14 protein-coding genes, 1 pseudogene and 1 riboswitch are annotated in these 15,594 nt (G+C 61.9%); of the genes and pseudogenes, 5 read left to right on the top strand and 10 right to left on the bottom strand.

Features of this window, described 5'->3' with window-relative positions; genetic code table 11:
- Positions 1-72: 72 nt before the first annotated feature.
- From rocF to BS630_RS13075, 3 genes are all read left to right on the top strand, one after another.
- Entirely contained in the window at positions 73-1,008 is a 936-nt protein-coding gene (rocF, locus tag BS630_RS13060; protein WP_077977800.1) for an arginase, read from the top strand.
- Positions 1,009-1,084: 76 nt separating this feature from the next.
- Positions 1,085-2,284 (top strand): ornithine--oxo-acid transaminase, encoded by a 1,200-nt coding sequence (gene rocD, locus BS630_RS13065; RefSeq protein WP_077977801.1) that lies wholly within the window; start codon positions 1,085-1,087, stop codon positions 2,282-2,284.
- Between the two features lie 298 nt (positions 2,285-2,582).
- Positions 2,583-3,059 (top strand): chemotaxis protein CheW, encoded by a 477-nt coding sequence (locus BS630_RS13075; protein ID WP_077977802.1) that lies wholly within the window; start codon positions 2,583-2,585, stop codon positions 3,057-3,059.
- 150 nt (positions 3,060-3,209) lie between these two features.
- On the opposite strand, the gene BS630_RS13080 is transcribed toward BS630_RS13075, so the two are convergent.
- The 10 genes and pseudogenes from BS630_RS13080 to soxR all read right to left on the bottom strand — a co-directional run bounded on the left by BS630_RS13080 (position 3,210) and on the right by soxR (position 14,035).
- Positions 3,210-4,868, bottom strand: a complete 1,659-nt coding sequence (locus BS630_RS13080) for an OFA family MFS transporter (RefSeq protein ID WP_077977803.1) — start codon at positions 4,866-4,868, stop codon at positions 3,210-3,212.
- 105 nt (positions 4,869-4,973) lie between these two features.
- Positions 4,974-5,219, bottom strand: a complete 246-nt coding sequence (locus tag BS630_RS13085) for a formate dehydrogenase subunit delta (protein WP_077977804.1) — start codon at positions 5,217-5,219, stop codon at positions 4,974-4,976.
- Positions 5,209-6,036: a formate dehydrogenase accessory sulfurtransferase FdhD gene (gene fdhD / locus BS630_RS13090; protein WP_077977805.1), complete on the bottom strand. Its 828-nt coding sequence runs from the start codon at positions 6,034-6,036 to the stop codon at positions 5,209-5,211. The genes BS630_RS13085 and fdhD overlap by 11 nt, the downstream gene beginning before the upstream one ends.
- Before the next feature lie 271 nt (positions 6,037-6,307).
- A complete protein-coding gene (gene fdhF / locus BS630_RS13100) occupies positions 6,308-9,187 on the bottom strand; it encodes a formate dehydrogenase subunit alpha (RefSeq protein WP_077977807.1) in 2,880 nt (959 codons plus the stop codon).
- 57 nt (positions 9,188-9,244) lie between these two features.
- On the bottom strand, positions 9,245-10,801 hold the full coding sequence (locus BS630_RS13105; RefSeq protein ID WP_077977808.1) for a formate dehydrogenase beta subunit: 1,557 nt from the start codon (positions 10,799-10,801) through the stop codon (positions 9,245-9,247).
- A complete protein-coding gene (locus BS630_RS13110; protein WP_077977809.1) occupies positions 10,798-11,277 on the bottom strand; it encodes a formate dehydrogenase subunit gamma in 480 nt (159 codons plus the stop codon). Before BS630_RS13110 ends, BS630_RS13105 begins: the two co-directional genes overlap by 4 nt.
- 135 nt (positions 11,278-11,412) lie before the next feature.
- The gene (locus tag BS630_RS13115) at positions 11,413-12,306 is read right to left on the bottom strand and encodes a LysR family transcriptional regulator (protein ID WP_020051954.1); all 894 of its coding nucleotides are present in this window, start codon (positions 12,304-12,306) and stop codon (positions 11,413-11,415) included.
- A gap of 191 nt (positions 12,307-12,497) precedes the next feature.
- Positions 12,498-12,662: pseudogene (locus tag BS630_RS13120) on the bottom strand (ArsR/SmtB family transcription factor); the annotation flags it as partial.
- Between the two features lie 26 nt (positions 12,663-12,688).
- Complete coding sequence (locus BS630_RS13125; RefSeq protein WP_077978073.1) at positions 12,689-13,459, bottom strand: SDR family NAD(P)-dependent oxidoreductase; 771 nt, start codon at positions 13,457-13,459, stop codon at positions 12,689-12,691.
- 111 nt (positions 13,460-13,570) lie between these two features.
- Positions 13,571-14,035, bottom strand: coding sequence for a redox-sensitive transcriptional activator SoxR (soxR, locus tag BS630_RS13130; protein WP_017995352.1), 465 nt, complete (start codon positions 14,033-14,035; stop codon positions 13,571-13,573).
- An 82-nt stretch (positions 14,036-14,117) separates the two neighbouring features.
- Here soxR and BS630_RS13135 point away from each other — a divergent pair, with 82 nt between their 5' ends.
- Positions 14,118-14,717 (top strand): NADPH-dependent FMN reductase, encoded by a 600-nt coding sequence (locus tag BS630_RS13135; protein ID WP_077977810.1) that lies wholly within the window; start codon positions 14,118-14,120, stop codon positions 14,715-14,717.
- A 162-nt stretch (positions 14,718-14,879) separates the two neighbouring features.
- Positions 14,880-14,993, top strand: a riboswitch (TPP riboswitch).
- Entirely contained in the window at positions 14,984-15,592 is a 609-nt protein-coding gene (locus BS630_RS13140; protein ID WP_077977811.1) for a YkoF family thiamine/hydroxymethylpyrimidine-binding protein, read from the top strand. (Overlaps the previous riboswitch by 10 nt.)
- The last annotated feature ends 2 nt before the right edge of the window (positions 15,593-15,594 follow it).

Below are 15,594 nucleotides of genomic sequence, written 5' to 3' on the forward strand. Positions count from 1 at the left end.
TTTCCATCTTTTTGCCGCCAGCCCTTTATCCCACTATCGGTCGAAATAGGCCTCAACACGGAGCCCTCCAAAATGAAAGCGCAATCGCGATCTGTCACCCTCATCGGCGCGCCGCTGGAAGAAGGCTCCGGCCGCAGAGGGGCTGCCATGGGCCCTGCGGCCCTGCGCATTGCCGGCGTCGACCAGACGCTGATCGAGCTTGGCCATGACGTTGCCGATCTCGGTGATCTCAGGATCGTACCGGCGATGGACCTGCCGAACCACCCGAAGGCCCATAATCTGAGGATCGTCGGCGCCTTCACCCGCGCGCTCGAAAGCAGCGTCCACGACGTCGCCGCCGCCGGGCGTTTCCCGCTCATTCTCGGCGGCGACCACAGCCTTTCCATGGGCAGCGTTTCCGGCATGGCCCGTTATGCCGCCAGCAAAGGCCGCCCGCTCTTCGTCCTCTGGCTCGATGCCCATGCCGATTTCAATTCTCCGGCGACGTCGCCCTCCGGCAATATTCACGGCATGCCGGTCGCCTTCTTCTGCGGCGAGGCGGAGTTCGCCGACATCCTGCCGAAGGACCGTCCGTTCGTCGACCCGAAGAATGTCTTCCAGGTCGGCATCCGTTCGGTCGATGCGCGCGAGCGCGAGGAAATCCACGAACACGGCGTCAACGTCTTCGACATGCGCGCAATCGACGAGCAGGGCATCGGCGCCATCATGCGTGAGATCCTCGATGTCGTCACCAAGGCGAACGGCCTGCTGCATGTCAGCCTCGACCTCGATTTCCTCGATCCCGAGATTGCCCCCGGCGTCGGCACGACGGTGCCTGGCGGTGCGACTTTCCGCGAGGCGCATCTGGTCATGGAAATGCTTTCGGACAGCGGCCTCGTCTCGTCGCTCGATCTCGTCGAGCTCAATCCGTTTCTCGACGATCGCGGCAAGAGCGCCCGCATCCTGGTGGAGCTGACGGCAAGCCTGTTTGGCCGCCGCATCTTCGATCGCCCGACACGCGCTGCATAAGAGCATGTCGAGCAAAAGTGTGCAGCGGTTTTGCGATAACGACATGCGTTGAAATAAGATTAGAGGGAGAACGGCCATGAACACTTCGGAAAAACTGATCGCCACTGAACAGCGGCTCGGCGCCCATAACTACAAGCCGCTCGACGTGGTGCTGACGCGCGGCGAAGGTGTTTATGTCTGGGATACCGACGGCAACCGTTATCTCGATTGCCTCTCGGCCTATTCCGCCGTCAACCAGGGCCATTGCCATCCGAAGATCCTCGCCGCCATGGTCGAGCAGGCGGGCAGGCTGACGCTCACCTCCCGCGCCTTCCGCAACGATCAGCTCGCCTATCTCTACGAAGAGCTCGCGGCTCTCACCGGATCGCACAAGATCCTGCCGATGAATTCCGGTGCCGAAGCGGTGGAGACTGCTATCAAGGCGGTGCGCAAATGGGGATATGAGGTCAAGGGCGTGCCGGAGGGCAAGGCGGAGATCATCGTCTGCGCCGATAATTTCCATGGCCGGACGCTGAGCATCATCAGCTTCTCGACAGATCCCGACGCCCGCAGCGGTTTCGGCCCCTACACGTCAGGTTTCCGCATCATTCCCTTCGGCGATGCCGAGGCTTTCGCCGCCGCAATCAACGGCAATACCGTGGCCGCCCTGATCGAGCCGATCCAGGGCGAAGCCGGCGTCATCATCCCGCCGGCGGGCTATTTCACCCGCATCCGCGAGCTTTGCACGACAAACAACGTCACCCTCATCCTCGACGAGATCCAGACGGGCCTCGGCCGTACCGGCAAACTGCTGGCCGAGGAGCACGAAGGCATCGAGGCCGACGTGACGCTGATCGGCAAGGCGCTGTCCGGCGGCTTCTATCCGGTGTCGGCCGTGCTTTCGAATTCCGAGGTTCTGGGCGTGCTGCAGCCCGGCCAGCATGGCTCGACCTTCGGCGGCAATCCGCTAGCCTGCGCAGTGGCGCGCGCAGCACTCAAGGTGCTGACGGAAGAGGGCATGATCGAGAACGCCGCAGTTATGGGCGACTATTTCCTCGAAGGCCTCAGGTCGATCCGCTCGAATATCGTCAGGGACGTGCGCGGCCGCGGCCTGATGATGGCCATCGAGCTGGAACCCGAAGCCGGCGGCGCACGGCACTATTGCCATGCGCTGAAGGAGCGCGGTCTTCTCGCCAAGGACACCCACGACCACACGATTCGCCTCGCTCCGCCATTGGTCATATCAAGAGAGCAGGTCGATTGGGCGGTCTCGCAGATCGAAAAGACGATAAGCTGAGTAAATCGGCGCAATTCTTCTTTGGGATCACTGATAAGCCTGGAATACCCTGACTGCGAAAATATCGGCTCGAGGAGATCGGCAGCAAAACTGCCTCGCCTTCATCCGAGCTTAAAAACCTTCTCAATCTCGTCTTTCAATTTAGATTTGGGCAACACTCTTTCGCTAAAGTCATCGATAACCGTAACGATGCTTCGCCGAGCGCAAAGCCATCGCGTGGTATGAAGGCAAAGCTTGTCCGCGCCAATGGTGGCGCATCCGCTTCTGCCCTGGCTTACGATAGTTGGGAAGAATTCTAATGGCCACGATCAATTCGACTAACTTCAGCGGCGATACGCTCGAAATTATTGCCTTCCGCCTGCATGATCAGGAATTCTGCGTCAAGACCACGACCATCCGCGAAATCCGCGGCTGGGCACCATCGACGCCGATCCCGCATGCGCCGGCCGATGTCATCGGTGTCATGAACCTGCGCGGCTCGGTGATCCCGATCATCGATCTTGCTTTCAAGCTCGGCATGAAGAGCACGGTCGCCAACGAGCGCAGCGCCATCGTCGTTGCCGAAGTCCACAGCATGGTCATCGGCATGCTCGTCGACCGCGTCTCGGATATTCTCACCATCTCCTCCAGCCAGGTCCAGCCGGTGCCCGAGGTGACCGCCTCCTTCGACCGCGCCTATTGCGAAGGCATTATTGCTTCGGAAAATGGCATGATCTGCTTCCTGAACCTCGCCAAGATGTTCAAGGAAAACGAAACGGACGAACTGGTCGCCTGATCCGGCCAATATAATCTGGACATTTGCACAATTCGGATATCCGAAAACCGCCCGGTAACGGGCGGTTTTTTATTGCGGAACAAGCAGCAGGCTGCAGGAAAACGGCAGCCTCACTGGATTGGTTGTGCCGCCGCGAGGCGGCACTTTTGCTTATCCGAACAGCGCGAAAGTCGCCCTCAGCGTCACCCAGACACCCCACAGCAGCGGAATGCCGACGACGGCCCAGGCAAGCATCGCCTTGGCGTCCAGCCCGCCTGTGCCGATGCCGAAGGAACCGGTCGGCCCGGCATTGACAGCTGCCGACTTCGCCTGCAGCGCAGCGACCTCGTCATCCGACATGAACCATTTGTCCGAAAGCGGCTTGATCAGCGCATTGGCGATGAGCCCGAGCGCCAGCATTCCGGCGAGGATATACATGGTGCCGGTATAGAGGGTTGGCCCGGGCGCAACGCCGGCGGCGATCTGCGCTTCGCGGATATAGTTGACGACGACGGGGCCGACGATGCCTGCCGTTGCCCAGGCCGTCAGCAGCCGGCCGTGGATGGCGCCGACGAACTGCGTACCGAAAATATCGGCAAGATAGGCCGGGATCGTCGCAAAGCCGCCGCCGTACATCGACAGGATGATGCCGAAGGAGAGAACGAACAGCGCCTTGTTGCCCATGCCTGCGAAAGTGGGCGCCAGTGCATAGAGCACGATGCCGAGGACGAAGAAGCAATAATAGGTATTCTTACGGCCGATCTTGTCGGAGAGCGACGCCCAGAAGAACCGCCCGCCGATATTGAAGAGCGACAGCAAACCGGCGAAACCGGCGGCGATCGTGGCGATCGATGCCTTCTGCCCGGCGTCGAGCTGGGCGAAGCCGACATCCGGCAGGCCGATCAGCGAGCCGGCGAAGATCTCCTGCAGCATCGGCGAGGCCATGCCGAGAACGCCGATACCGGCCGAAACATTGAGGCAAAGCACCGCCCAGATCAGCCAGAACTGTTTTGTCCTGTGGGCATTGCGCAGGTGCACATGTTTGGTGGTGATCATCGTGCTCTTGGCTGCAGGCGGCGTCCAACCCTCGGGACGCCAGCCGGCCGGCGGAATGCGATAGCCGAAGGCGCCGCCCATCATGAAGACGAAATAGATCACCGCCATGACGATGAAGGTCTGCCAGACGCCGACCGAACTGTCGGTCTTGAAGGTATTCATCAACAGGTTGGCCAATGGGGCGCCGATCATCGCACCGCCGCCGAAGCCCATGATCGCCATCCCGGTCGCCATGCCGCGCCGGTCGGGGAACCATTTGATCAGTGTCGAGACCGGCGAGATGTAACCGAGGCCGAGACCGATGCCGCCGATGACGCCGGCGCCGAGCCACATCATCCAGAGCTGATGCGTGATGACGCCGATCGCGGCAAGAATGATGCCGCCGCACCAGCAGCAGGCGGAAACGACGCCCGCCTTGCGCGGACCGGCCCGCTCGAGCCAGCCGCCCCAGATGGCGGCGGACGAACCAAGCAGAACGAAGAACAGCGTATAGATCCAGCCGAGGTCGGCAACGCGCCAGTCGCAGGTCGTGGTGAACAGCGCCGAGGCAAGTGTCAGATCGGGGCAGGCCGTCGAGGCCGTGATCCCGAGCGACTTAGAAAGCGGCAGCCAGAAGACGCTGAAACCATAGGCCATGCCGATGCAGAGATGAATGGCGAGCGCCGCCGGCGGCACCAGCCACCGATTGAACCCGGGCCTTGCGACGATCCTTTCACGATCGAGCAGGCCGCCCCCCGCCAACGCCCCGTCTGTACGTGTTCCCGCTGCTGTCATGAACAACTCCTCCTTGATTCAGACCTGGCTTGATTCAGACTTAGTGTGACCGGCATACGCAGGCAGCTTGCTCCTGCCTCCCCTCCCGCATGGGCCCGATACTGGCTATGGGACCTGGTGTGTCACCGGCTCCGGTTTTCGGATCAGAGGAACGGCCTGAAGCACGAGCGCGTCCAGGCCATTCTCCTCATTCTCCAGAATTTCGAACAATTGCCGCCGCATGCGCGGGTCCCAGAATTTATTGATATGGCTGGCGACCCCCAGCGCAGCCTCGCTTTCCGGCTGACTCTTGAAGAAGGTGGCGATTTGGTTTGCCATATAGACGAGCTTGGTCTTGGTATCATGCGACATCGGCAATGCTTCCGGGCGAGATGCGGTGCGGGTGGGTGAAAATCTCGAAATCCTCGCCACGCACCAGCGCGACGAGCGTCATGCCGGCTTCTTCGGCCGTGCGGATGGCGAGAGCCGTCGGCGCCGATATGGCGATGAGCACCGGGCTGCCGAGGATCGCCGCCTTCTGCACCATCTCGACGGAAAGCCGGCTGGTGACGACGACGGCGCCGTCCTCGCCTCTTTCGCTGGCGCCGATGACGGCGCCGCAGAGCTTGTCCAGCGCATTGTGCCGGCCGACATCTTCGCGCACGGCAATCAGCCCCCTGCCGGGAAGATAGAACCCGGCGCCATGCACCGCCCGCGTCTCACGATGCAGCGGCTGTGCCTCGTTCAGAAGCGAAATGGCCCGCACGATATCCGCATGCGACAGCGCCAACGGCGATGTCGAAACGTCAGGCACCGGCCGTACCGCCTGTTCGATCGATTCGATGCCGCAGAGCCCGCAACCGACCGGTCCCGCCATGCTGCGGCGTCGTGCCCGCAGCCGATCGGCGACGTCGTCGACCAGGCTCACCTGCACATCGATCCCTTGCTCGCCCTCGACCACCTCGATGCCTGATATCTCCGCCGGCCCGGCAATGATCCCTTCGGTCAGGCTGAAGCCGACGGCAAAATCCTCGAGATCCGCAGGCGTGGCCATCATCACCGCATGCGAACTGCCGCCATAGGAAAAGGCGATCGGCACCTCTTCCGGCACGATGCGCGAACCGGTCTGGAGGATGCCGTTGCGGCGGGTGGTCTCGGGAGCGTGCGCGGTGATCGTGAATTTTACCATGCGGCAATAGGATGAGAGGCATCCTCCTCCGCAGCTCGGCCCATCGGGAAGAGAACGTCAGCCGCTTGCGCCCTCTTCTCCCCAGCGGGGAGAAGTGCCGAGCAAAGCGAGGCGATGAGGGGGGCGAGCGACGGCAGGAGCGAGCGCACCGAGCGCAAACGAGGGGCAGCACCATATGCCGAACCGCCCTCCTCATCCGCCCTACGGGCACCTTCTCCCCGCTGGGGAGAAGAGGGAGCCTCGCCGACAATGCCAGACTGCCTCTCCACCATCACTCCGCAGCCTCGAGCTTGCCGGCGATGCGGCGCGATTGCCGCGCCTGCTCGTCATATTCCAGCTGCCATTCGCTCGGCCCGTTGGAGGGCGAGATCTGCACCGCCGTCACCTTGTATTCCGGGCAGTTCGTCGCCCAGTCGGAGAAATCGGTGGTAATGACGTTCGCCTGCGTCGTGGGATGATGGAAGGTCGTATAGACGACACCCGGCGCGACGCGATCGGTGATCAGCGCCCTGAGCGTGGTGTCGCCGGAACGGCTGCCGAGCTTCACCCAGTCGCCGTCGCGAACGCCGCGCTGCTCGGCATCATGCGGATGGATTTCCAGCCGATCTTCCGCATGCCAGACGACATTCTCGGTCCGCCGCGTCTGCGCCCCGACATTGTACTGGCTGAGGATGCGGCCGGTGGTGAGAAGCAGCGGGAAGCGCGGGCCGGTGCGCTCGTCGGTCGCCACATATTCGGTGCGGATGAACTTGCCCTTGCCGCGCACGAAGCCGTTGACATGCATGATCGGCGAGCCGAGCGGGTTCTTCTCGTTGCAGGGCCACTGCACCGAGCCCATTTTGTCGAGATAGTCGTAGGAGACCATCGCGAAACTCGGCGTCGTTGCGGCGATCTCGTCCATGATCTCCGACGGATGGGTGTAATTCCAGTCGAGCCCCATCGCCTGGGCAAGCTTCTGCGTCACTTCCCAGTCGCCATAGCCGTTGCGCGGCGACATCACCTTGCGCACGCGATTGATGCGGCGCTCCGCATTGGTGAAGGTGCCGTCCTTCTCGAGGAAGGTCGAGCCCGGCAGGAAGACATGAGCGTAATTGGCAGTCTCGTTGAGGAACAGGTCCTGCACGACGACGCATTCCATCGCCGCAAGCCCGGCCGCGACATGTTTGGTATCGGGATCGGACTGCAGGATGTCTTCACCCTGGATGTAAATGCCTTTGAAGGAGCCGTCGACTGCTGCATCCAGCATGTTCGGAATACGCAGGCCCGGCTCGTTGTTGAGCTTCACGCCCCAGAGCTTTTCGAAGATATCGCGCGTCGCATCGTCGGAAATGTGCCGGTAGCCCGGCAATTCGTGCGGGAACGAGCCCATGTCGCAGGAGCCCTGCACATTGTTCTGGCCGCGCAACGGGTTCACGCCGACGCCGGGACGGCCGATATTGCCGGTCGCCATCGCCAAATTGGCGATCGCGATGACCGTGGTCGAGCCCTGGCTGTGTTCGGTGACGCCGAGGCCATAATAGATCGCGCCATTGCCGCCCTTGGCATAGAGCCCTGCCGCGCCGCGCAGATCCGCCGCCGGCACGCCGGTGAAGATCTCGGTCTCTTCGGGACTGTGCTGCGGTTCGGCGACGAAGGCCGCCCAGTCCTCGAACTCCGACCAGTCGCAGCGCTCGCGGATGAACGCCTCGTCAAAGAGCCCTTCGGTGACGATCACATGCGCCAGCGCCGTCATGACCGCGACATTGGTACCGGGCTTCAACGGCAGGTGATAGGAGGCCTCGATATGCGGCGAGCGGACGATATCGGTGCGGCGCGGGTCGATGACGATGAGCTTGGCGCCCTGGCGCAGCCGCTTCTTCAGCCGCGAGCCGAACACCGGATGCCCATCGGTCGGATTGGCGCCGATGACGATGACGACGTCGGAATGCTCGACGCTGTCGAAATCCTGCGTGCCCGCCGACGTGCCGAAGGTCTGGCCGAGGCCGTAACCCGTCGGCGAATGGCAGACGCGGGCGCAGGTGTCGACATTGTTGTTGCCGAAGCCGGCGCGGATCAGCTTCTGCACCAGATACGTTTCCTCATTGGTGCAGCGCGACGAAGTGATGCCGCCAGTCGCCTCGCGGCCGTATTGATACTGGATGCGGCGGAACTCCAGCGCCACATGCGCGAAAGCCTCGTCCCAGCTCACTTCCCGCCAGGGATCGCTGACCTTTTCGCGGATCATCGGATTGAGGATGCGGTCCTTGTGGGTGGAATAGCCATAGGCGAAACGGCCCTTGACGCAGGAATGGCCGCGATTGGCCTGACCGTCCTTCCACGGCACCATGCGCACCAGTTCCTCGCCGCGCATCTCCGCCTTGAAGGAACAGCCGACGCCGCAATAGGCGCAGGTGGTGACAGCCGAATGCTCGGGCTGGCCGATCTGGATCACCGACTTCTCCGTCAGCGTCGCGGTCGGGCAGGCCTGGACGCAGGCACCGCAGGAGACGCATTCGGAATCGATGAAATGCTCGTGCATGCCGGGCGAAACGCGCGAGCCGAAACCACGGCCCTCGATCGTCAGCGCGAAGGTTCCCTGCACTTCCTCGCAGGCGCGCACGCAGCGCGAACAGACGATACATTTCGAGGGATCATAGGTGAAATAGGGATTGGACTCGTCCTTCGGCATCCATTTGAGATTGATGTCGCCATTGCTGCGCGCCTTGACGTGGTTGTCGCCCTCATAGCCGTAGCGCACGTCGCGCAGGCCGACGGCGCCCGCCATGTCCTGCAATTCGCAATCGCCGTTGGCCGCGCAGGTGAGACAGTCGAGCGGATGGTCGGAGATATAGAGTTCCATCACGCCGCGGCGGATATCCTTCAACCGCCCCGTCTGCGTGTGCACCACCATGTTCGCCGCCACCGGCGTCGTGCAGGAGGAGGGCGTGCCGTTGCGGCCTTCGATCTCGACGAGGCAAAGCCGGCAGGAGCCGAAAGCGTCGACCATATCTGTGGCACAGAGCTTCGGCACCTTTATGCCGGCCTCCATCGAGGCGCGCATGATCGAGGTGCCCTCCGGCACGCTGATCTGCTGACCGTCGATGGTAAGCGTCACCATGGCCTCTGACTTCGAAGCGGGGGTGCCGTAGTCGATTTCATGGATGAGAGACATGATTGGTCTCCTTGCTTGAGATGGTGAGGTCAGCGCAGGCGTTCCATGAAAAACGCGTCATTCCGCCGCCTCCACCAGAGGTGCCGGCGAAAAATCCTCCGGGAAATGCGTCATGGCGCTCATCACAGGATAGGGCGTGAACCCACCCAGCGCACAGAGCGAGCCGAACTTCATCGTGTTGCAGAGATCGGCAAGCAGCGCCCGGTTCTTCTCCGGCTCGATACCGTGAGCGATCTTGTCGGCCGTCTCCACGCCGCGCGTCGAGCCGATGCGGCAGGGCGTGCACTTGCCGCAACTTTCGACGGCGCAGAATTCCATGGCGAAACGCGCCTGCTTCAGCATATCGGCGGTGTCGTCGAAGACGACGATGCCGGCATGGCCGATCAGCCCGTCCCTGGCGGCGAAGGATTCGTAATCGAATGGCGTGTCGAACAGCGCCCGCGGGAAATAGGCGCCGAGCGGTCCGCCGACCTGTACGGCCTTGACCGGCCGTCCCGTCACTGTACCGCCACCGATCCTGTCGACGATATCTCCGAGCGAAAGACCGAAGGCCGTCTCAAAGAGGCCGCCATATCTGACATTGCCGGCAATCTGCAGCGGGATGGTGCCGCGTGAGCGGCCCATGCCGAAATCGCGATAGAAGGCCGCGCCCTTTTCCATGATGACGGGCACCGAAGCCAGCGAGATCACATTGTTGATGACGGTCGGACAGTTAAACAGCCCCTTATGCGCCGGCAGCGGCGGCTTGGCACGCACGATGCCGCGCTTGCCTTCGAGGCTGTTGAGCAGCGCGGTCTCCTCGCCACAGACATAGGCGCCGGCGCCGGTGCGCACTTCGATATCGAAGGCGCGGCCAGAGCCGAGCACCGATGGTCCGAGAATGCCGGCCTGGCGCGCAATGCCGACGGCCTCGGTCATGACTGAGATCGCATGCGGATATTCCGAACGCGTATAGACGAAACCCTTGGTCGCCCCGGTCGCGAGCCCTGATATCGCCATGCCCTCGATCAACACGAAGGGATCGCCCTCCATGATCATCCGGTCGGCAAAGGTGCCGCTGTCGCCCTCATCGGCATTGCAGACGATATATTTGCGTTCGCCGGCGGCATCGAGAACGGTCTTCCACTTGATGCCGGTGGGAAAGCCGGCGCCGCCGCGTCCGCGCAGGCCGGAATCGGTGATTTCCTTGACGATATCGACTGGTGTCATCGAGATGGCGCGACGAAGGCCGGCAAGACCGCCATGCGCCTCGTAATCGCCAAGCGAAAGCGGATCGGTGACGCCGCAGCGGGCGAAGGTCAGGCGGGTCTGTTCCTTGAGGAACGGGAGGTCTTCAACCTCCCCGAGACAGAGCCGATGCTCGCCTCCATCAATCATCCCGGCATCGAACAAACCAGGCACATCCTTCGCCTTCACCGACCCGTAGCCGATGCGCTTGCCGGCAACCTCGACCTCGACCAACGGCTCCAGCCAGAACATTCCGCGCGAGCCGTTGCGCACGATCTCGGCATCGAAGCCGCGGGCGGCGATCTCCTGGGCAATCGCCTTTGCCACCTTTTCGGCTCCGAGCGCCAGCGCTGCGGCATCGCGCGGAACATATATCCTGACCGTCATCGGCGTGCCTCCGCGACGAGTTCCGCCGCCGTCTGATCGTCCACCCGGCCATAGACCTCGCCGTCGAGCATCGCCGCCGGCGCGCAGGCGCAGAGCCCCAGACAATAGACCGGCTCCAGCGTCACGCCGCCATCGAGCGTCGTTTGATGAAAATCGATGCCGAGCAGCGCCTTGACGCGTTCGGCCAGCGCATCGCCGCTCATCGACTGACAGGCTTCGGCGCGACAGAGCTTCAGCACATGCCGTCCGGCGGGATGGTCGCGATAATCATGATAGAAGGTCACCACGCCATGCACCTCGGCACGGGAGAGGTTCAATTCCTCCGCGATAACAGGCATGGCTTCCTGCGGCACATAGCCGAATTCCTGCTGAACCTCGTGCAGAATTGGAAGCAGCGGCCCTTCGAGAAAGCGAAGATCGGCGACGATGGCTCGGGTGCGCTCTGCAATATCGCCTTCGGCGATATGAATGGTCATAAGGCAGCCCTCCCAGCGGCTTGCTCGTTGCGAAATAGCGGGCCTCCCCCGGCCGAGTGCTATTCCGTAACCACCATCTCAGGGAAGCAGCCGGCGATCAATAAAGCTATCTCGTTGCTTGATAGGTTTTTTCTATCAAAGTTCTTCATCTTGTACGAGCACTCTCGCTTCATGCAGCAAGGCCGAGACAAGCGGCGTGAAGGGCTCGCGATAAGGCGCAACAAGGCCGACCAGATGATGCGCCTCCGGCTCAACGATTGGAATCATGCGAATTTCCACTGGAAATCCGAAGGATTTGGCGACGTTGCGCGGCATGATGCTCGCCCAGCGTCCGGTCCTGACATGCGAGAACAGCACGATCATCGAGTTGGATTCGAGTGTCGGATGCGCTGTGGCGCCTGCTTCCGTCAAGTGGCGGTTGATGATCCGGCGGTTCTGCATGTCGGCAGTCAATAGACAAAGCCGAAGGTCGCCGATCTCCCGCCAGGTCACGTTGTCGCGATCGGATAGCGGGCTGCCGGCAGCCGTGATCAGATTATAGCGCTCGGCATAGAGGGGAACGGTCGTAACGCGGCCGAGCGGCTCGTTTTCGAGGTAGGTGACGCCTGCATCGATTTCGAGGTTTTCGAGCATGCTCAACACCTGCAGCGAATTCCGCGAGACGATCGAGAAGGTCACGCCGGGATGCCGCTCCTGAAAGGGCGTGGTGATGCGCGACAGCATGGCAAGGGCGGTCGGAATGGCGGCGAGGCGGATGTGGCCGGAAAGACCGCGGCGCGCGGCGCGCATCTCCTCGCGCATGGTGCGGGCATCGCCGACGATGCGCCGGGCCCATTCGAGCACCCGCTGCCCCTCCGGCGTCAGCCCCTGGAACCGCGAACCGCGCTGCACCAGCATGACGCCGAGCTGATCCTCGAGCTGCCGGATGGCCGCCGAAAGCGTCGGCTGCGAGATCCCGCACTCCTCCGCGGCACGGCCAAAATGCTTTTCATTGGCAAGGGCGATGAAGAATTCCAGCTTGTCGATCATCCGGTCTCCCGATCCGGCGTGACATCATCCGGGTCAGTTCATCTTTGACGCAGCAGCCGCGCGCCGCAAGGGCGATCTCTAGATCAGGATGATTTTAGGCCCGATCGGCCTAAAATCTGAATCCTGATCTAAATCAAAGAAATAGAGCATGATGTCGTCCGAAAACCGCGCACACTTTTCGGCATCATGCTCTAACTGTTTTCTGCAGCCGGAAAAAGATCGAACAGCGATTCGAGAAAGGCAAGCACGCTGACATTGCCGATGCTGTAATAGACCAGCCTGCCCTGGCGGCGCGTATGGACCAGGCTTTCGAGCCTTAACCGCGCCAGTTGCTGCGAGACCATTGCCTGCTGGATGATATGTCAAAAAACGTCCAAACAAATCAGCAGATAAGCTGACCTCCATTAATCTCGACCACCTGTCCGGTGATGTAGCCCGAGAGCGAGGGAGCCGCCAAGAACAGATAGGCGGGAGCACAGTCCTCCGCCGTGCCGAGCCGCTGCAGGGGGATGGATTTTCTCGTCTGCTCCAGCTTTTCGCGAGAGGAATAGCGCTCATGGAAATCCGTCTCGATCGTTCCCGGCGACACGCAATTGACGCGGATTCCGTCCGGTGCAAGCTCACGGGCAAGCGCCTTGGAATAGGTCGCAACGAAGGCTTTCGAGGCCGAATAGATCGAGGAACCGGGGCTGCCGCCGGTCAGCGCCGAAATCGAAACGGTGTTGACGATGGCAGCACCACCAGCCGCCTTCAATGCCGGCAGCAGCGCCCGCGTCAGCGCCACCACCGATGTCTGGTTGAGCCGCACGACCGCCTCATATTCTGCATCGGTGAGTGTGGCAGCGGGAAAACGACCAAGCATGGTGCCGGCGTTGTTGACCAGCACATCGACCTTATCGAAAAAGGCGAGAGTATCCTCGGCAAATTGCGCTGCCCCACCGACTGCAGAGAAATCGGCATTAAGCAGCAGCGCCCGTCTTTCGGATTCAGCCGTCAGCAGGAAATCCGGCAGGTCGCGTCCCGGCTTGCGCCCGGTATGGACGATCACCTTCGCGCCGCAGTCCAGGAACTGCCGGGCCACTTCAAGGCCGATGCCGCGGCCGGCGCCGGTCACCACGACATTGCGATTTTCGAACAGTCTGGGATGGAACACGAAGCCGTCCTCCTCGCGGACAGTGCCGCCGGTTGTGTCATTCGCCCTTAACATATGAGCGCGCCGACTGAAAGAAAGGCGCGCATCGATCTTTCCCGGCGAAAACAGGGGTTAGTTTTCGGTCTCCAGAAGCCGCGCGCCCGGCCCCTCCTTGCCGAGCCGGTCGCAGGGATTGCGCAACGGACAGCTTTCGATCGACAGGCAGCCGCAGCCGATGCAGCCGGTCAGACGGTCGCGCAGCAGGCTAAGCCGCCTGATTCGCGCGTCGAGATCATCCTTCCAGCGCGCCGAAAGCGTCTGCCAGTCGGCCACTGTCGGCGTGCGTCCCTGCGGCAGGGACTCGAACGCCGCCTGGATTTCCGAAAGCGGAATGCCGACACGCTGCGCCACCTTGATGATGCCGAGCCGGCGAAGCACATCGCGCCCATAGCGCCGCTGATTGCCGCGGGAGCGGATGCTTGAGATCAGCCCCTTGGTCTCGTAAAAATGCAGCGCCGAGACAGCCAGGCCGCTGCGCTCCGCCACTTCACCGACCGTCAGGAGCTTGCCGAGCGGCGCTGCCGGAATTGTATCCATGCCTCTTGACCTCAAGATTAGTTGAGGTTTTATAACCCTTGCTCCTGCAATCGTAAAGTCCAATCGCAATGAGGAGCGACGCATGCAAACACCCACCAGGCTGGCTGTCATCTACGGAAGCACGAGAGAGGGCCGCATCTGCGACCGGGTGGTCAAATGGCTGACTCAGGAGCTCATCCGCTTCCCACAATTTGATATCGACATCATCGACCCATTGGATTTCGCACTGCCGGCCAACCGTGACATGGCGCATCCCGAAGTCGACAGGCTCGCAGGACGGCTTGGCATGGCCGACGCCTTCATCATCGTCACGCCGGAATACAATCACAGCTTCACTGCCTCGTTGAAGTCGATCATCGATTTCTTCTTCGAGCCCTGGCAGGGCAAGCCGGTCGCCTTCGTTTCCTATGGCGGCATATCCGGCGGCCTGCGCGCCGTCGAACAGCTGCGGCTGGTCTTTGCCGAACTGCACGCCGTCACCATCCGCGATTCGGTGAGCTTTGCCGCACCTTGGAACCGCTTCGACCCAGACGGACAACTCGATAATCCCGCCGATACAATGCGTTTGCTCGATCGGATGATGGCGAGGCTGGAATGGTGGACGCAAGCGCTCGTCACCGCCCGCAGCGATCGTCCCTATGCCGACATGGAGCGCCGCGCGTCTTTTCAGACGTACGCATAAGCCAGAAAGCTCCGGTTCCGTTCCCGGCAGGTACGGCACCATTGGGAACACCCGGGCAGATCCTCCGCCCGGGTGTTTTCCCTCACATCCGGTTCATTCCGACCGCACGGACGGGTTCGCAATTTTGCTGTTGCGGGGAGAAAACCCCGGTGGTAGTTTCCGCGCAAATAACAGGGGAGCTCCGTATTGCCGGGGCTGAGATGTGAGGCGCAAGCCTCTGGACCCTTCAAAGCTGATCTGGGTAATGCCAGCGGAGCGAGGTTCAGATGTTCTCAGGCGCACAAGTGTCACTCTATCCGATGTCCGACAATTTCGTCGGCATCATTCTCGATGCCGTCACGGCGCTCGACCCCTATCGCGACCGGCTGCGCATCGAGACCGATGACATCTCCACTTTGCTGGTCGGCCGGCCTGACATTCTCTTCGCCGCCATGCACGATCTTTTCGTCGCCGCCACAAAGACCGGCGAGCATTGCGTGCTGTCCGCTGCCGTTTCACGCGGCTGCCCCGGCGAGCCCGACGACGCCATCTGCGGCGTCAACCCCTCCCTCGGCCAGGCGGAGCCGCTTGCCGAGCGTATAACAGCCGCACTTGCCGCCGTTGAAATCACCGCCGAAACTGGACAGCCGACCGCTGCGCAATTCTCGCTCAATGTCATGGGAACCGGTACCCATATGGACGAGATCTATGGCTGCATCGACTTTCTGAAGCGCTCCGGCACCTTCGACCGCGCCAAGAATTTCTGCACCAGGCTCTCTGGCGACGCTGGCGCCGTCTTCGCCACCATTCGTGAGGCCTTCTCGCGCTTCGGCGAACCCGAAGGGCATGTGACCCTCGACATCACGGTGTCGGCCAACAGCCCGACGAAAGCTTGAAA

It is taken from the genome of Rhizobium laguerreae, assembly GCF_002008165.1.
Taxonomy (GTDB): Bacteria; Pseudomonadota; Alphaproteobacteria; order Rhizobiales; family Rhizobiaceae; genus Rhizobium; species Rhizobium laguerreae.